This is a genomic window from Ideonella alba, from assembly GCF_018069875.1.
Classification (GTDB): Bacteria; Pseudomonadota; Gammaproteobacteria; order Burkholderiales; family Burkholderiaceae_C; genus Ideonella; species Ideonella alba.
Genome location: NZ_JAGQDF010000010.1, coordinates 100,166 through 117,127, shown reverse-complemented (window position 1 = coordinate 117,127; position 16,962 = coordinate 100,166). Strand labels below are relative to the sequence as shown.

The following is a 16,962-nucleotide window of genomic DNA, read 5'->3' as shown; positions in this document are numbered from 1 at the left end:
GCCGACGCCGCCTTACTGCTGCTGCTGTTGCTGCTGCTCGGCCGCGTCGACCGGCGCGTCGCTCGGTGCCTCGACCGGGCGCTGCTCGGCGCGCTCGCGGCGCGGGCCACGGTCGCCGCGATCACCCCGGTCGCCACGGTCACGGCCGCGATCGCCGCGGTCGTCGCGGCGCGGACGCTCGAAGCGCGGCTCGTCTTCCATGCCCTCGGGGCGCTCCAGCAGGGCCTTCATCGACAGCTTGATGCGGCCCTTCTCGTCGGTCTCGAGCACCTTGACCTGGACGACCTGGCCTTCCTTCAGGAAGTCCTCGACGCGCTCGACGCGCTGGTGGGCGATCTGGCTGATGTGCAGCAGGCCGTCCTTGCCCGGCAGGATGTTGACCAGGGCGCCGAAGTCCAGGATCTTGGTGACCGGGCCTTCGTAGACCTTGCCCACTTCCGCCTCGGCGGTGATCTCGGTGATGCGCTTCTTGGCGAACTCGGCCTTGTCGGCGTCGGTGGAGGCGATGGTGATGGTGCCGTCCTCGCCGATGTCGATCGTGCAGCCGGTCTCTTCGGTCAGCGCACGGATCGTGGCGCCGCCCTTGCCGATCACGTCGCGGATCTTCTCCGGGTTGATCTTCATCGTGTAGAGACGGGGCGCGAACTGCGAGACCTCGGTCTTCGCACCGCCCATGGCCTCGACCATCTTGCCCAGGATGTGCATGCGCGCTTCCTTGGCCTGCGCCAGGGCGACCTGCATGATCTCCTTGGTGATGCCCTGGATCTTGATGTCCATCTGCAGTGCGGTGATGCCGCCGGTGGTGCCGGCCACCTTGAAGTCCATGTCGCCCAGGTGATCCTCATCGCCCAGGATGTCGGTCAGCACGGCGAACTTGTTGCCTTCCTTGATCAGGCCCATGGCGATGCCGGCCACGTGGGCCTTCATCGGCACGCCCGCATCCATCAGCGCCAGGCAGCCGCCGCAGACCGACGCCATCGACGAGGAGCCGTTCGACTCGGTGATCTCCGAGACGACGCGGATGGTGTACGGGAACTCGGTCGGGTCCGGCAGGCAGGCGATCAGCGCCCGCTTGGCCAGGCGGCCGTGGCCGATCTCGCGGCGCTTGGGGCTGCCCACGCGGCCCGTTTCGCCGGTGGCGAACGGGGGCATGTTGTAGTGCAGCATGAAGCGGTCGCTGAACTCGCCGGCCAGCGCATCGATGGTCTGCGCGTCACGCTCGGTGCCCAGCGTGGCGGCCACCAGGGCCTGGGTCTCGCCACGGGTGAACAGGGCCGAGCCGTGGGCGCGCGGCAGCACGCTGTTGCGGATCTCGATGGCACGCACGGTGCGGGTGTCGCGGCCGTCGATGCGCGGCTCGCCGGCCAGGATCTGGCCACGGACGATCTTGGCCTCGATCTCGAACAGCAGGCCGTCGACCTCGACGCTGTCGAAGGCCAGGCCTTCGGCGGTCAGCGCGGCCTTGACATTGGCGTAGGCGTCACGACAGGCCTGGGTGCGGGCCTGCTTGGAGCGGATCTGGTAGGCGGCGCGCAGCGGCTCTTCGGCCAGCGCGGTGACCTTGGCGATGAAGGGCTCGTCCTTGGCCGGGGCCTTCCAGTCCCAGACCGGCTTGCCGGCTTCACGCACCAGTTCGTGGATGGCGTTGATCGCCACCTTGCCCTGCTCGTGACCGTAGACCACGGCGCCCAGCATGACCTCTTCGCTCAGTTGGTCGGCCTCGGACTCGACCATCAGCACGGCGGCTTCGGTGCCGGCGACGACCAGATCCATCTTGGAGTCGGCCAGCTGGGTCTTGCCCGGGTTCAGCACGTACTCGCCATTGACATAGCCCACGCGGGCAGCGCCAATCGGGCCGTTGAACGGGATGCCCGAGATCGACAAGGCGGCCGAGGTGGCGATCATCGCGGCGATGTCGGCCTGGACTTCGGGGTTCAGGCTCAGCACGTGGACGACGACCTGGACTTCGTTGAAGAAGCCTTCGGGGAACAGCGGACGGATCGGACGGTCGATCAGGCGGCTGGTCAGGGTTTCCAGTTCGCTGGGGCGGCCTTCACGCTTGAAGAAGCTGCCGGGGATCTTGCCGGCGGCGTAGGTCTTCTCGATGTAGTCGACGGTCAGCGGGAAGAAGTCCTGGCCGGCCTTGGGGGCCGACTTGGCCACCACGGTGGCCAGCACCACGGTGTCTTCGATGTCGACGATGACGGCGCCGCTGGACTGGCGGGCGATTTCGCCGGTCTCCATGCGGACCTGGTGCGGCCCCCACTGGAAGCTCTTGGTGACCTTGTTGAACATGCTCATGGTTTGCTCCTTGCAGCAGTCAGGCGCCCGTTGCGGCGGCGCCGGATTCCGGGAGTTCACCTGGGCCGGGCGGTATGCCATTCCAGCGTGCGCGGCGCGCGCGAACGCTGGAATGACACGACAGTACCCCGGTGGCGGGTGGTCTCCTGCAGACGCGAGAAAGACAAAGAGCCTGTGCTGGCTTGGATTCCAGACAGGCTCCTGGTCATGGGCGTCTTGATTACTTGCGCAGGCCCAGCTTCTGGATCAGCGCGGTGTAGCGGTCGGCGTCCTTGGCCTTCAGGTAGGCCAGCAGGCGCTTGCGCTGGTTGACCATCTTCAGCAGGCCGCGGCGACCGTGGTGGTCCTTGGCGTGCTGCTTGAAGTGGGGGGTCAGCTCGTTGATGCGAGCGGTCAGCAGGGCCACCTGGACTTCGGGGGAGCCGGTATCGGCGGCGCTGCGGGCGTTGGCCTTGACGATGTCGGCCTTGTTGATGTCAGCCACGGACATGGCGATTTCCTTGTAGATGGGAAGCCGCCTTCCCTGACCAGACTGGCCAGGGCGCGGTTTCCGTTGTCGACTTGCGATCGCGGGTGAAACCGACCCGCGTCGTGCTGGTGCTGCGCCCCTTCCAGGGCACAACCCGGTGATTATAGGGGCAAACGGTGCCCCGGGAAACTCCCAATGCCACCCCACGGCCTTGGGGATCGATTTAGCCGGCCTGCTGCGGCCAGAATCGGGCCTCCAGTACACCCACGGAGAAGCGCCCATGCGCACCCTGACCCGCCTTGCCGCCGCCACCGCGGCCCTGCTCGTCCTGTCCGGCCCCACCCTGGCCGCCCGCGACGACCACCTGAGCCACCGCTGCTACACCGTCGCCCCCGAGCCGGAAGAGCGCGCCGCGATCGACCAGCGCTTGAACACCTTCCTGCTGGCCAAGCGGGCCAAGGGCGGCCAGACCCACCGCGCCCCGGGCTCGGTGACCATCCCCGTGTGGTTCCACGTGATCAACAAGGGCGCTGGCCTGGCCAACGGCGACATTCCCCAGTCGCAGATCGATGACCAGATCGCCGTGCTGAACGCCGCCTACGCCAGCACCCCGTTCCAGTTCCAGCTGGTCGGCGTGGACCGCACCACCAACAACAAGTGGTACACCATGGGCTACGGCAGCCGCCAGGAGAAGAAGGCCAAGGCAGCCCTGCGCAAGGGCGGCCCCGAGACCCTGAACCTGTACTCGGCCAACCTGGGTGGCGGCCTGCTGGGCTGGGCCACCTTCCCGTCCAGCTACACCGCGCAGCCCAAGATGGACGGCGTGGTGATGCTGTACTCCAGCGTGCCTGGCGGCACCGCGGCGCCCTACAACGAGGGCGACACCGGCACCCACGAGGTCGGCCACTGGCTGGGTCTGTACCACACCTTCCAGGGTGGTTGCACCGGCGCCGGCGACAGCGTCGATGACACCCCGTACGAAGCCAGCGCCGCCTTCGGCTGCCCGGTGGGCCGCGATTCGTGCACGTCCAAGCCCGGCCTGGACCCGATCACGAACTTCATGGACTACACCGATGACTCGTGCATGAACCAGTTCACCGCGCTGCAAGCCACGCGCATGGACCAGATGCACCTGCAGTACCGCACGCCCTGAGGCGCGCCCCGCTGCCACGACAAGCCGCCCTCGGGCGGCTTTTTTTTTGCGCAGGTCAGGCCGCGGGGCGGGTCATCCGGCAGCTCATGGACGGCGCCAGCTCGTCCACCTCGAAGCGCCGCACCGTGCGAAAGCCAAAGCCCGAGCCCTCGACATCGAAGGCCACTCCGCCCGAGCCGGCGCGGTCCATCACGCTGACGTACAGCGGTTGCAGGAACTGGTGGTCGGCGGCGCGCATCTCGCCGCGGTGCGGCACCCCCACGGCGCGACCGTCGAACTTCAGGCCCTCCAGTGCACGGGCCACCGCCGCCGCCTCGGTGCTGCGGGCCTTCTCGATCGCCTGCGCCAGCATCTCGATCAGCGCCTGCATGCGCGCGTGCAGGTAGTCCTCGCGCGGATCGGGGAAGCGCTGGCGGAAGGCCTTGACCATGGCCGCCGAGCCGGCATCGCCGACGTTGGGGTGCCACTCGGCCACCGCCACCACGGCGCCCACGCCCGCCTCGGACAAGGTGGCCGGCACGCCCAGCGCGTTGCCGTAGAAGGTGTAGAAGCGCGGCGCCAGGCCCAGGTCGCGCACCGCCTTGACCAGCAGCGTCAGGTCATTGCCCCAGTTGCCGGTCAGCACCGCCTGGGCGCCACTGGCGCGGATCTTGGTGGCGTAGGGCAGGAAGTCCTTGACCCGGCCCATCGGGTGCAACTCTTCGCCGACGATCTCGATGTCGGGCCGCTTGCGCGCCAGCATCGCCCTGGCCTGCCGCACCACGTGCTGGCCGAAGCTGTAGTCCTGGCCGATCAGGTAGACCTTCCTGAGGCGCGAATCGGTGCGCATCACCTCGGTCAGCGCCTCCAGGCGCATGTCGGCGTGGGCGTCGAAGCGGAAGTGCCAGAAACTGCACTTGTCCTGGGTCAGCGCCGGCTCGACCGCCGAGTAGTTCAGGAACAGCTGACGCGCCGCCGGCTCGCGCTCGTTGCGCTTGTTGATCGCATCGATCAGTGCCGCCGCCACCGCCGAGCTGTTGCCCTGCAGCACGAAGCCGATGCCCTGGTCACCGGCGAGCTTCAGCTGGGACAGGGCCTCCTCGGTGTTGCCCTTGCTGTCCAGGCGCAGCAGTTGCAGCGGCCTTGCGCCACCCGGAAGGCGCACGCCGCCGCGGGCGTTGACCCGCTCCACCGCCCACAGCAGATTGCGCCAGACCGCCTCGCCGGCATTGCCGAAGGCACCGGACAGGCCCTCGATCATGGCCAGCTTGATCGGCTCGGCCGAACGCAGCGCCCACACCGGCGCCGCCGCCAGTGCCACGCCAGACCCCACCAACGCACGGCGAGCGCCGTCGACTGGATGCATCACATTCACCTCGTCAGCCGGCGCGATGCCAGCCCTTGAAAACAAAAAAGCCGCTTCCAGATGAGCGGCATGGGCCGATGCACACCCCCGTGACGATCGGACCCTCAACCCTGATTGTAGGAGCTGCACCATGTTTCTCGTCCCCGTAGGCCGCCCTTCCAGCGACTTCTCGCGTTCCATCGAACGCCTGTTCGACGAGCACTTCTTCGACCGTTTCGCCGCGCCCGCCGCGGCTGAGCGCGCGGGCCGTACGCCGGCGCTGGACATCACCGAGACCGCCCAGGCCTACGTCGTCCAGGCCGACCTGCCCGGCGTGGCGCGCGAGGACGTGAAGGTGCAGATCGAAGGCCGGCGCATCAGCCTGTCGGCCGCGGTGCGCCAGGACGGCGAGGCCAAGCCCGGCGAGCGGTTGCTCTACCGTGAGCGCTCAGGCGGGTCCTTCGCGCGCAGCTTCACGCTGCCGGTGGAGATCGACCAGTCGGCCTCCGAAGCCCGCCTGGACAACGGCGTGCTGACGCTGACGCTGGCCAAGCGGGGCGCGACCACCGCGTCACAGCTCGAGGTGCACTGAGCCTCAGGTGCCGGCCAGCGCCCAGCGCGGCCGCACCTCGAAACGGTAGTCGGCGCCGGCCTGGTCCAGGCCGGCCTGCAGACGCATCGCCGCCGCCAGCGCGATCATCGCGCCGTTGTCGGTGCACAGCGACAGCTCCGGGTAGTGCACCCGCCAGCCACGGCGCTGCGCCTGGGCGTTGAGCTGCTCGCGCAGCGCCCGGTTGGCCCCCACGCCACCGGCCACCACCAGACGACGCAGGCCGCTGGCCTGCACGGCCTTCACCGACTTGCGCACCAGCACGTCGACGATCGCCGCCTGGGTGCTGGCCGCCAGATCGGCTTGCTGTTGCGCCGTGGGTTGCGGCCCCAGCTTGCGCAGCGCGGTGGCCACGGCGGTCTTCAGACCGGCGAAGGAAAAATCCAGGTTGGGCTGGTGCAGCAGCGGGCGCGGCAGCGCGAAGGCCGCCGGGTCGCCCTGCTCCGCCAGTCGGGACAGCGCCGGACCGCCGGGATAGCCCAGGCCCAGCAGCTTGGCCGACTTGTCGAAAGCCTCACCGGCTGCGTCGTCGATCGTCTCGCCCAGCAGCGCATAGCGGCCCACGCCATCCACCTGCATCAGCTGGGTGTGTCCCCCCGACACCAGCAAGGCCACGAACGGGAACTCGGGCGGATCGGCCGACAGGAAGGGCGACAGCAGATGCCCTTCCAGGTGGTGCACGCCCAGCGTGGGCTTGCCCAGCGCTGCCGCCAGCGCACAGGCCGTGCCGGCGCCCACCAGCAAGGCCCCCGCCAGACCCGGCCCGCGGGTGTAGGCCAGCACATCCACCTCGGCCAGCGTCGCGGCGGCGTCGGCCAGCACCTGGCGGGTCAGCGGCAGCACGCGCCGGATGTGGTCGCGCGAGGCCAGTTCGGGCACCACGCCGCCATAGGCCTGGTGCATCGCCACCTGGCTGTGCAGCGCATGGGCGCGCAGGCGGGGCACCTGCCCGGGCTCGGCACGGACCAGCGCGACACCGGTCTCGTCGCAAGAGGACTCGATGCCCAGCACCTGGCAGCTTGAGGCGGTCAGAGGCGAACCGCTGTGGTGGCTTCCATACATGGTCTTCTCATTTTCATCAATTGGAAGTTGAACTGCGTCAACCTAGGGGGCGCCGACCGACAATATTCTGATCGGCAACGGTGTATCGCTGCACCGCATGGTCCACCACAACAGACACACACCAGCGTTGGGAACATGAAGACCTACAAGCTCAAGGCCTGGCCGGACCTGCCGCCGGGCTTCCGGCGGATGGGGCATCGCCGCGTGCTGAACCAGCTCTCCCAGCGCCATGTCGGCGAGACGGAACTGCTGCGCGAAAGTGGCCTGCCCCCGCAGGACCTGAAGCTGCTGCTGGGCCACCTGAGTGGCCACGGCCTGCTGGACGAGCGCGACACCCCCCCCGCCGATGTGCGCCGCGGCCACGACAGCAGCTGGGCGCGCTGGGTCTGGCCGCTGCAGCAGTGGCGCACCCGCCGCGCCGGTTGAGCGCCTGCCCCTGTCGCTGAGCCGCCGGCACGGGCGGCGGTGCGCGGCCTCAGTGGTTCTCGCGCGCGTGGTTGATCGTGTATTTCGGGATCTCGATCGTCAGGTCGGTCTGGCCGACGATGGCCTGGCACGACAGGCGCGAGACCGGCGTCAGGCCCCAGGCCTTGTCCAGCAGGTCCTCTTCCAGCTCATCCGGATCACCCAGCGAGGCATAGCCCTCGCGCACCACCACATGGCAGGTGGTGCAGGCGCAGCTCATCTCGCAGGCGTGCTCGATCGCGATGCCGCTGTCCAGCAGCGCCTCGCAGACCGAGGTGCCAGCGGTCACCTCGATCACATCCCCCTCGGGACACAGCTCGGCGTGGGGCAGGACGGTGATGGTCGGCATGGTTCGGTCGTCGTCAGAGGTCAGAGGTTGTCGATGCGCTGACCGGTCAGCGCCGCCTGGATACCGCGGTTCATGCGTGCGGCGGCAAAGGCTTCGGTGCCGGTGGCCAGGGCTTCGGTGGCCGCGGTCACGGCGGCAGCGTCGGTGCCGCGGGCCGTCTCGGTGAGTTGCTGCAGCAGGTGTTCGATCTCGGCGCGCTCGTCGCCGTCCAGCAGTTCGCCATCGGCGGCCAGCGCGGCGCGGGTGGCCAGCGTCATGCGCTCGGCCTCGACCTGGGCCTCGCGCAGGGTGCGGGCCTGCATGTCGGCCTCGGCACTGGCAAAGCCGTCCTGCAGCATGCGGGCGATCTGCTCATCCGCCAGGCCATAGCTGGGCTTGACCTGCACCGCGGCCTCGACCCCGCTGGTCTGTTCGCGCGCCGACACGCTGAGCAGCCCATCGGCGTCCACCTGGAAGGTCACGCGGATGCGCGCCGCCCCCGCCGCCATCGGCGGAATGCCGCGCAGTTCGAAGCGCGCCAGGGACCGGCAGTCGGCCACCAGTTCGCGCTCGCCCTGCACCACATGCACGGCCAGGGCCGTCTGGCCGTCCTTGAAGGTGGTGAAGTCCTGCGCCTTGGCCACCGGGATGGTGCTGTTGCGCTCGACGACGCGCTCCACCAGGCCGCCCATCATCTCCAGGCCCAGCGACAGCGGGATCACGTCCAGCAGCAGCAGTTCGCCGTCCTGCGCATTGCCGGCCAGCGCATTGGCCTGGATGGCGGCGCCCAGCGCCACCACCTCGTCGGGGTTCAGGTTGGTCAGGGGCTCGCGGGCGAAGAACTCGCCCACCGCGGTGCGCACCGCCGGCATGCGGGTGGAGCCGCCCACCATCACCACGCCCTGCACCTCGTCGCGCTGGACGCGGGCATCGCGCAGTACCTTGCGCACCGCCGCCAGCGTGCGGTCGACCAAAGGCCGCGTCAGCAGGTCGAACTGCGTGCGGTTCAGCGGCAGGGCCAGGCGGCCGGTGGAGAGTTCAGCCACCAGCTCCGTCTGGTCCGCGGCCGTCAATGCTTCCTTGGCGGCGCGCGCCGCCACCAGCAGCGCCCGCCGGTCGCCCGCCGTGCCGACGGCCAGGCCGGCCTGGTGCAGGGCCCAGTCGGCGATGGCTTGGTCAAAGTCGTCGCCGCCCAGCGCGGCATCGCCGCCGGTGGCCACCACCTCGAAGACCCCGCGCGTCAGGCGCAGCAGTGAAATGTCGAAGGTGCCGCCGCCCAGGTCGTACACGGCGTACAGACCCTCCAGCGCGTTGTCCAGGCCGTAGGCCACGGCCGCGGCGGTGGGCTCGTTGATCAGGCGCAGCACGTTCAGGCCGGCCAGTTGCGCGGCGTCCTTGGTGGCCTGGCGCTGGGCGTCGTCGAAATAGGCCGGCACGGTGATCACCGCGCCGTACAGGTCATCGTTGAAGGTGTCCTCGGCCCGCTGGCGCAGCGTGGCCAGGATCTCGGCCGACACCTCCACCGGCGACTTCACGCCTTCGCGGGTCTGCAGCGCGAGCATGCCGGGCTGATCGACGAAGCGGTAGGGCAGCTTGGCCGCCCCGGCGATGTCGGCCAGGCTGCGACCCATGAAGCGCTTGACCGAGACGATGGTGTTCTCAGGGTCCTCGGCCTGGTGCGCAGCCGCCTCCCAGCCGAACTGCCGCCGACCTTCGCCCAGGTAGCGCACGATCGAGGGCAGCATCAGCCGGCCCTGATCGTCGGGCAGGCACTCGGCCACGCCATGGCGCAGCGAGGCCACCAGCGAGTTGGTCGTGCCCAGGTCGATGCCCACCGCGATGCGGCGCTGGTGCGGGTCCGGCGCCTGGCCGGGTTCGGAAATCTGAAGCAGTGCCATCGGGAAACAGGAATCAGGGGTCCAGGGCTTCGAGCCGCCGCGACAGGTCGGCCCGGAAACGCTGGACGAACATCAGTGCACGCACCTGCTGCGCCGCCGCGGCGGCGTCGCCCTGCTCGTCCAGCAGGCGCGCCAGGTCATCGAACAAGGCGCGCTCGTGGCGGGCGACGTCGTCGTCGAGCGCTTCGACCGCGGCCAGGTCACGCGCCTCGTCCAAGGCCTCGCGCCATTGCATCTGCTGCATCAGGAAGGCGGCGGGCATGGCGGTGTTGCGCTCGGCGTCGATGGGCGCGCCACGCAGCTCGCACAGGTACTGGGCGCGTGCCAGCGGGTCCTTCAGGCGGGCGTAGGCCTCGTTGACGCGCACCGCCCACTGCATGGCCACGCGCTGGGCGGCCGTGCCCTCGGCGGCAAAACGGTCCGGGTGCACCTGGGCCTGCAGCTGGCGCCAGCGCTCGTCGAGCTGGGCGCGGGTCTGCGCAAAGGTGGCGGGCACGCCGAAGAGGGTGAAGTCGTCGTCCTGGAGTTTCATGACCGGCGTCGCGAATGGGGGTTCTCGAACAGGCCGGCGTCCTGCCACAGCGCACCGACCCGGCTGCGCAACAGCGGCGCAAGATTCGGGCCCTGGGGCGGCAGAGACAGGCAGGACAGACAGGGACGCATGGGTATCAGGCACGAAAAAGGGCGCGGCGACAGGCGCGGCGCCCCGGCGGACCAGGCAGCTATTGTCGGTCAGACGCGGAACGATTCGCCGCAGCCGCAGCGGTCCTTCTCGCGCGGGTTGTGGAACTTGAAGCCCTCGTTCAGGCCCTCGCGGACGAAATCGAGCTCGGTGCCGTCAAGGTACGGCAGGCTTTTCGGGTCAATCAGCACCTTCACGCCGTGGCCCTCGAAGACGATGTCCTCGGGCGCCACATCGTCGGCGTACTCCAGCTTGTAGGCCAGGCCCGAGCAGCCGGTGGTCTTGACGCCCAGCCGCACGCCCACCCCTTTGCCACGCCGGGCCAGGTAGCGGGTGACGTGACGGGCAGCCGCCTCGGTCAGGGTGACAGCCATCGGATCAGTCCGCCTTGGCGCCGTGACGGGCGCGGTAGTCGTCGACCGCCGCCTTGATCGCGTCCTCGGCCAGGATCGAGCAGTGGATCTTCACCGGCGGCAGCGCCAGTTCCTCGGCGATCTGGGTGTTCTTGATGGTCAGGGCCTGGTCCAGGGTCTTGCCCTTGACCCACTCGGTGACCAGCGAACTGCTGGCGATCGCCGAGCCGCAGCCATAGGTCTTGAAGCGTGCGTCCTCGATCAGGCCGGTGTCGGCGTTGACCTTGATCTGCAGCTTCATCACGTCGCCGCAGGCGGGCGCGCCCACCATGCCGGTGCCCACGGTCTCGTCGCCCTTGTCGAAGGCGCCGACGTTGCGGGGATTCTCGTAGTGGTCGATGACCTTGTCGCTGTATGCCATGTCGGTACTCCTGGTTGGACTGGTGCGCTCAGTGCGCCGCCCACTGGATGGTGGAGATGTCGATGCCGTCCTTGTACATGTCCCACAGCGGCGACAGCTCGCGCAGCCTGGCCACGCGGTCCTTCAGCACGGTCACCGCATAGTCGATCTCTTCCTCGGTGGTGAAGCGACCGATGGTCATGCGCAGGCTGCTGTGCGCCAGTTCGTCCGAGCGGCCCAGCGCGCGCAGCACGTAGCTGGGCTCCAGGCTGGCCGAGGTGCAGGCCGAGCCCGAGGACACCGCCAGGCCCTTGACGCCCATGATCAGCGACTCGCCCTCGACGAAGTTGAAGGAGATGTTCAGGTTGTGCGGCACCCGCTGCGTCAGGTGACCGTTGATGAAGGTCTGCTCGATGTCGGACAGGCCCTTGACCAGGCGGTCATGCAGCGCCTGGATGCGGGCGTGTTCGCCGGCCATTTCCTCACGGGCGATGCGGAAGGCCTCGCCCATGCCGACGATCTGGTGCGTGGGCAGCGTGCCCGAGCGCAGGCCGCGCTCGTGGCCGCCGCCGTGCATCTGGGCTTCCAGGCGCACGCGCGGCTTGCGGCGCACATACAGCGCGCCGATGCCCTTGGGACCGTAGGTCTTGTGCGAGGCCAGGCTCATCAGGTCGACCGGCAGCGACTTGACGTCGATCGCCACCTTGCCGGTGGCCTGGGCGGCGTCGACGTGCAGCAGCACACCGTGTTCGCGGCAGATGGCGCCGATCGCCGGGATGTCCTGGATCACGCCGATCTCGTTGTTGACCAGCATCACCGAGGCCAGCACGGTGTCGGGGCGGATCGCCGCCTTGAAGGCATCCAGGTCCAGCAGGCCGTCGGCCTGGACATCCAGGTAGGTGGCCTCGAAGCCCTGGCGCTCCAGCTCGCGCACCGTGTCAAGCACGGCCTTGTGCTCGGTCTTCACGGTGATCAGGTGCTTGCCCTTGGTGGGGCCGTAGAAGTGCGCCGCCCCCTTGATCGCCAGGTTGTTGGACTCGGTGGCCCCGCTGGTCCAGACGATCTCGCGCGGGTCGGCGCCGATCAGCTCGGCCACCTGGCCACGCGCCTTTTCCACCGCTTCCTCGGCTTCCCAGCCCCAGGCGTGCGAGCGCGAGGCGGGATTGCCGAAGTGCTCGCGCAGCCAGGGGATCATCGCGTCGACGACGCGCGGGTCGACCGGCGTGGTCGCGCCGTAGTCCAGGTAGATCGGGAAGTGCGGGGTCATGTCCATGGCGAAGCGGCGGCCGGCCCGGTGGGCCGCAGCCGTCTCAAAGGGGAATTGGTTTTACTTGGAGAAGGCGTTGCCGAGCGCGAACACCGAGTTCGGCGCCGTCACCTTGATCGGCTTGACCACCGGCGTGCTGCTGATCGCACGCTTGATCGGTGCTTCCTCGATCGAGATGCCCTTGGCCAGCTGCTCATCGACCAGCTTCTTCAGGCTGATCGAATCGAGGTACTCGATCATCTTGGCGTTCAGGTTGGTCCACAGCTCGTGCGTCATGCAGCGTCCGGAATCGTCACCCTGGCAGTTTTCCTTGCCACCGCAGCCGGTGGCGTCCAGGGCCTCGTCCACCGCGACGATGATGTCGGCCACGCTGATCTCGTCGGCCTTGCGACCCAGCGAGTAGCCGCCGCCCGGGCCACGGGTGCTTTCCACCAGTTCGTGGCGGCGCAGCTTGCCGAACAGCTGCTCCAGGTAGGACAGCGAAATCTGCTGGCGTTGGCTGATGGCCGCCAGGGCCACGGGCCCGTTGGTCGAGCGCAGCGCCAGGTCGATCATGGCGGTCACCGCAAAGCGGCCCTTGGTGGTCAGTCGCATGTCAATCTCCAGTCGGCCCGGGTTCAGCGGGGGGGCCCGATGAACCCGAGTGATTTGCTCAATTATAGAGGAACCCGAGTCTTTTTGTCGAGATTGGCGCCAGAAAGTTCCCTGCCCCACCGCATTCATCGCCGGGCCACCTCGGCCAGGAAGCCGCGGCAGCCCTCTTCCACCAGGTCCAGCACCTGTTCGAAGCCGGTGGCGCCGCCGTAATACGGGTCCGGCACGTCCCGGCCCGCCAGACCGGGTGCGAAGTCCAGCAGCAGCCGGATCCGGTCGTGCACCAGCACCGGCGCGCGGTCGCGCAGCTCGCGCAGGTGGCCGCGGTCCATGGCCAGGATCCAGTCGAAGCGGCGGAAATCCTCGTCCTGTACCTGTCGTGCCCGCTGGGCCGACAGGTCGTAGCCGCGGCGCAGCGCATGCGCCTGGCTGCGCTCGTCCGGCGGCTCGCCCACGTGGTAGGCGGTGGTGCCGGCCGAGTCCACCTCCAGCCGCTGGCGCCAGCCGGCCTGCGCCGCCAGCGCCCGCAGCACGCCCTCGGCGGTGGGCGAGCGGCAGATGTTGCCCGTGCAGACCATCAGCACACGCACCTTGCCGCTCATCGGCTGCCCCCCTGGGCCACCAGGGGCACCACGTTGCTGTCATGGCCGCCACCGCCGCCCCAGGCCTGCTCACGCAGCAGCGCGAGCTGGTCGCGGATGCGCGCCGCCTTCTCGAACTCCAGGTTGCGCGCATGCTCCAGCATCTGCTTTTCCAGGGCCTTCATGCGCTTGCCCAGGTCCTTCTCGGACAAGGCCTCGACCTCGGCCGCCTGCTGGGCCAGGCGCAGGTCGTCGGCGCCCGACTTGTCGGCCACCACGCCGTCGATCAGGTCGCGCACCTGCTTGCGGATGCCGCGCGGGACGATGCCGTTGGCCTCGTTGTAGGCGATCTGCTTGGCGCGGCGGCGCTCGGTCTCGTCGATCGCCCGGCGCATCGAGTCGGTGATGCGGTCGGCGTACAGGATGGCGCGGCCATTGACGTTGCGCGCCGCCCGGCCGATGGTCTGGATCAGGCTGCGCTCGGCGCGCAGGAAGCCTTCCTTGTCGGCGTCGAGGATGGCCACCAGCGAGACCTCGGGGATGTCCAGGCCCTCGCGCAGCAGGTTGATGCCCACCAGCACGTCGAAGTGGCCCAGGCGCAGGTCGCGCAGGATCTCGACCCGCTCCACCGTGTCGACATCCGAGTGCAGGTAGCGCACCTTGACACCGTTCTCGGTCAGGTAGTCGGTCAGCTGCTCGGCCATGCGCTTGGTCAGCGTGGTCACCAGCACCCGCTCGCCGTTGTCGGTGGTGAGGCGGATCTCCTGCAGCAGGTCGTCGACCTGGGTGCCGGCCGGGCGCACCTCCACCAGCGGATCGACCAGGCCGGTGGGCCGCACCAGCTGCTCGACCACCTGGCCGGCGTGGGTCTTCTCATAATCGGCCGGGGTGGCCGAGACGAAGATGCACTGGCGCATGCGCTGCTCGAACTCGTCGAACTTCAGCGGCCGGTTGTCCATCGCGCTGGGCAGCCGGAAGCCGTACTCCACCAGGGTGGACTTGCGGGCCCGGTCGCCGTTGTACATGCCGCCGAACTGGCCGATCAGCACATGGCTCTCGTCCAGGAACATCAGCGCGTCCTTGGGCATGTAGTCGACCATCGTGGGCGGCGGATCGCCCGGCCTGGCGCCGCTGAGGTGGCGGGTGTAGTTCTCGATGCCCTTGCAGTGGCCCACCTCCTGCAGCATCTCCAGGTCGAACCGGGTGCGCTGCTCGATGCGCTGCGCCTCGACCAGCTTGCCCTCCTTGACGAAGAAGTCGACCCGCTCGCGCAGCTCGGCCTTGATGCCGTCGATCGCCGCCAGCACCTGCTCGCGCGGCGTCACGTAGTGGCTGGAGGGGTAGATCACGAAGCGCGGGATCTTCTGCCGCACCCGGCCGGTCAGCGGGTCCAGCAGGCTCAGGGACTCGATCTCGTCGTCAAACAGCTCCAGCCGCACCGCCAGCTCGGAGTGCTCCGCCGGGAAGACATCGATCGTGTCGCCGCGCACCCGGAAGCTGCCACGCGAGAAATCCACGTCATTGCGCGTGTACTGCATGCGCACCAGCTGGGCAATCGCATCGCGCTGGCCGATCTTGTCGCCCACCCGGGCGATGAAACGCATCTGGGTGTAGTCCTCGGGCTTGCCGATGCCGTAGATGGCGCTGACCGAGGCCACGACGATGGTGTCGCGTCGCTCCAGCACGCTCTTGGTCGCCGACAGCCGCATCTGCTCGATGTGCTCGTTGATCGCGCTGTCCTTCTCGATGAACAGGTCGCGCTGCGGCACATAGGCCTCGGGCTGGTAGTAGTCGTAGTAGCTGACGAAGTACTCCACCGCGTTCTTCGGGAAGAACTCGCGGAACTCGGCGTACAGCTGGGCCGCCAGCGTCTTGTTGGGCGCAAACACGATGGCCGGGCGGCCCAGGCGGGCGATCACGTTGGCCATGGTGAAGGTCTTGCCTGAGCCGGTCACGCCCAGCAGCGTCTGCCAGGCCAGGCCGTCCTGCACCCCTTCCACCAGCTGGTCAATGGCCGTGGGCTGGTCGCCCGCCGGCGGGTAGGGCTGGAACAGCTGGAACGGCGAATCGGGGAAGCTGACGAACTGGCCTTCGGCCGGCGCATCCACCTCGTGCACATCGGTCATGGGGGTATTCCCGGGGCTGCGGATAAAATGACGCCGCTCAAGGGCCTGCCGGCCCGCGAGCGAACCTGACAGCGTAGCGCATCCGGCCGTTCGATGCCGGGGCCGCTGTCCCCCCGCCCGCTCCCGCACCTTCAGAGGCAACGCATGTCGCTCTTCGCCGCCGTCGAAATGGCCCCGCGCGACCCGATCCTGGGTCTGAACGAACAATTCAACGCCGACGCCAATCCGGCCAAGGTCAACCTCGGCGTCGGCGTCTACACCGACGAGAACGGCAAACTGCCGCTGCTGGCCTGCGTCAAGGCCGCCGAGCAGCAGCTGATCGAGGCCGCCCGCGCCCGCGGCTACCTGCCGATCGACGGCATCGCCGCCTACGACAAGGCGGTGCAGGGCCTGGTCTTCGGCGACGCCAGCCCGCTGCTGGCCGCCGGCCGTGTGGCCACCGTGCAGGCCCTGGGCGGCACCGGCGGCCTGAAGGTCGGCGCCGACTTCCTCAAGAAGGTCAACCCGGGCGCCAAGGTGCTGATCAGCGACCCGTCCTGGGAAAACCACCGCGCGCTGTTCACCAACGCCGGCTTCACGGTCGACACCTACCCCTACTACGACGCCGCCCGGCGCGGGGTCAACTTCGAGGGCATGCTGGCCTGCCTGAAGGGCTCGCCGGCCGGCACCATCGTCGTGCTGCACGCCTGCTGCCACAACCCCACCGGCTACGACATCACCCCGGCCCAGTGGGCCCAGGTGGTCGAGGTGGTCAAGGCCCAGGGCCTGGTGGCCTTCCTGGACATGGCCTACCAGGGCTTCGGCGATGGCATCGCCGAAGACGGCGCGGTGATCCAGCAGTTCGTCGACGCCGGCATCGACTTCTTCGTCTCCACCTCGTTCTCCAAGAGCTTCTCGCTCTACGGCGAGCGTGTCGGTGCGCTCAGCGTGGTCTGCGCCAGCAAGGACGAGCAGGCCAAGGTGCTGAGCCAGCTGAAGATCGTCATCCGCACCAACTACTCCAACCCGCCCACCCACGGCGCCCAGGTCGTGGCCACCGTGCTGACCACGCCGGCGCTGCGCGCCCAGTGGGAGCAGGAGCTGGCGGGCATGCGCAACCGCATCAAGGCGATGCGCGTGGCCCTGGTCGAGCGCCTGAAGGCCGCGGGCGTGCAGCAGGACATGTCCTTCATCGCCGGCCAGCGCGGCATGTTCAGCTACTCGGGCCTGAGCAAGCCCCAGATGGAGCGCCTGCGCAGCGAGTTCGGCGTCTATGGCGTCGATTCGGGCCGCATCTGCGTGGCGGCGCTCAACGAGAAGAACATCGGCTACGTTGCCGAGGCCATCGCCAAGGTGCTCTGAACCCGCTG

17 protein-coding genes are annotated in these 16,962 nt (G+C 68.8%); 4 read left to right on the top strand and 13 right to left on the bottom strand.

Annotation, left to right across the window (positions count from 1 at the left end; all coding sequences use genetic code 11):
- Nucleotides 1–12: 12 nt before the first annotated feature.
- Both pnp and rpsO read right to left on the bottom strand, forming a co-directional pair.
- A complete protein-coding gene (pnp, locus tag KAK07_RS17015; RefSeq protein WP_210862030.1) occupies nt 13–2,301 on the bottom strand; it encodes a polyribonucleotide nucleotidyltransferase in 2,289 nt (762 codons plus the stop codon).
- Nucleotides 2,302–2,521: 220 nt separating this feature from the next.
- Nucleotides 2,522–2,791 (bottom strand): 30S ribosomal protein S15, encoded by a 270-nt coding sequence (gene rpsO / locus KAK07_RS17010; RefSeq protein ID WP_210854350.1) that lies wholly within the window; start codon nt 2,789–2,791, stop codon nt 2,522–2,524.
- 259 nt (nt 2,792–3,050) lie between these two features.
- On the opposite strand from rpsO, the gene KAK07_RS17005 reads away from it, so the two are divergent.
- Complete coding sequence (locus KAK07_RS17005; protein WP_210854351.1) at nt 3,051–3,923, top strand: zinc metalloprotease; 873 nt, start codon at nt 3,051–3,053, stop codon at nt 3,921–3,923.
- A gap of 55 nt (nt 3,924–3,978) precedes the next feature.
- Here KAK07_RS17005 and KAK07_RS17000 read toward each other — a convergent pair whose 3' ends face one another.
- Nucleotides 3,979–5,268 (bottom strand): branched-chain amino acid ABC transporter substrate-binding protein, encoded by a 1,290-nt coding sequence (locus KAK07_RS17000; protein ID WP_210854352.1) that lies wholly within the window; start codon nt 5,266–5,268, stop codon nt 3,979–3,981.
- 130 nt (nt 5,269–5,398) lie between these two features.
- Here KAK07_RS17000 and KAK07_RS16995 point away from each other — a divergent pair, with 130 nt between their 5' ends.
- Nucleotides 5,399–5,839: an Hsp20/alpha crystallin family protein gene (locus tag KAK07_RS16995; protein ID WP_210854353.1), complete on the top strand. Its 441-nt coding sequence runs from the start codon at nt 5,399–5,401 to the stop codon at nt 5,837–5,839.
- Between the two features lie 3 nt (nt 5,840–5,842).
- Here KAK07_RS16995 and tsaD read toward each other — a convergent pair whose 3' ends face one another.
- Complete coding sequence (gene tsaD, locus KAK07_RS16990) at nt 5,843–6,919, bottom strand: tRNA (adenosine(37)-N6)-threonylcarbamoyltransferase complex transferase subunit TsaD (RefSeq protein ID WP_210854354.1); 1,077 nt, start codon at nt 6,917–6,919, stop codon at nt 5,843–5,845.
- 135 nt (nt 6,920–7,054) lie between these two features.
- On the opposite strand from tsaD, the gene KAK07_RS16985 reads away from it, so the two are divergent.
- On the top strand, nt 7,055–7,345 hold the full coding sequence (locus tag KAK07_RS16985; RefSeq protein WP_210854355.1) for a hypothetical protein: 291 nt from the start codon (nt 7,055–7,057) through the stop codon (nt 7,343–7,345).
- A 49-nt stretch (nt 7,346–7,394) separates the two neighbouring features.
- Here the strand turns inward: KAK07_RS16985 and fdx are convergent, their stop codons facing one another.
- From fdx to uvrB, 9 genes are all read right to left on the bottom strand, one after another.
- Complete coding sequence (gene fdx / locus KAK07_RS16980; protein ID WP_210854356.1) at nt 7,395–7,733, bottom strand: ISC system 2Fe-2S type ferredoxin; 339 nt, start codon at nt 7,731–7,733, stop codon at nt 7,395–7,397.
- Between the two features lie 20 nt (nt 7,734–7,753).
- Nucleotides 7,754–9,610 carry a Fe-S protein assembly chaperone HscA gene (gene hscA, locus KAK07_RS16975; RefSeq protein ID WP_210862028.1) on the bottom strand — a complete coding sequence of 619 codons (1,857 nt, stop codon included), beginning with the start codon at nt 9,608–9,610 and terminating at the stop codon, nt 7,754–7,756.
- Nucleotides 9,611–9,623: 13 nt separating this feature from the next.
- Nucleotides 9,624–10,142, bottom strand: a complete 519-nt coding sequence (gene hscB / locus KAK07_RS16970) for a Fe-S protein assembly co-chaperone HscB (RefSeq protein ID WP_210862026.1) — start codon at nt 10,140–10,142, stop codon at nt 9,624–9,626.
- A 200-nt stretch (nt 10,143–10,342) separates the two neighbouring features.
- Entirely contained in the window at nt 10,343–10,666 is a 324-nt protein-coding gene (gene iscA, locus KAK07_RS16965; RefSeq protein WP_210854359.1) for an iron-sulfur cluster assembly protein IscA, read from the bottom strand.
- Between the two features lie 4 nt (nt 10,667–10,670).
- The gene (gene iscU / locus KAK07_RS16960) at nt 10,671–11,066 is read right to left on the bottom strand and encodes a Fe-S cluster assembly scaffold IscU (RefSeq protein WP_210854360.1); all 396 of its coding nucleotides are present in this window, start codon (nt 11,064–11,066) and stop codon (nt 10,671–10,673) included.
- 28 nt (nt 11,067–11,094) lie between these two features.
- The gene (locus tag KAK07_RS16955) at nt 11,095–12,318 is read right to left on the bottom strand and encodes an IscS subfamily cysteine desulfurase (protein WP_210854361.1); all 1,224 of its coding nucleotides are present in this window, start codon (nt 12,316–12,318) and stop codon (nt 11,095–11,097) included.
- A 54-nt stretch (nt 12,319–12,372) separates the two neighbouring features.
- Nucleotides 12,373–12,906, bottom strand: a complete 534-nt coding sequence (gene iscR / locus KAK07_RS16950; RefSeq protein WP_210854362.1) for a Fe-S cluster assembly transcriptional regulator IscR — start codon at nt 12,904–12,906, stop codon at nt 12,373–12,375.
- 125 nt (nt 12,907–13,031) lie between these two features.
- Nucleotides 13,032–13,508 carry a low molecular weight protein-tyrosine-phosphatase gene (locus KAK07_RS16945; protein WP_247661130.1) on the bottom strand — a complete coding sequence of 159 codons (477 nt, stop codon included), beginning with the start codon at nt 13,506–13,508 and terminating at the stop codon, nt 13,032–13,034.
- Nucleotides 13,505–15,613 (bottom strand): excinuclease ABC subunit UvrB, encoded by a 2,109-nt coding sequence (gene uvrB, locus KAK07_RS16940; protein ID WP_210854363.1) that lies wholly within the window; start codon nt 15,611–15,613, stop codon nt 13,505–13,507. The genes KAK07_RS16945 and uvrB overlap by 4 nt, the downstream gene beginning before the upstream one ends.
- Nucleotides 15,614–15,757: 144 nt before the next feature.
- On the opposite strand from uvrB, the gene KAK07_RS16935 reads away from it, so the two are divergent.
- Nucleotides 15,758–16,954 (top strand): amino acid aminotransferase, encoded by a 1,197-nt coding sequence (locus KAK07_RS16935; RefSeq protein ID WP_210862024.1) that lies wholly within the window; start codon nt 15,758–15,760, stop codon nt 16,952–16,954.
- Nucleotides 16,955–16,962 lie beyond the last annotated feature (8 nt).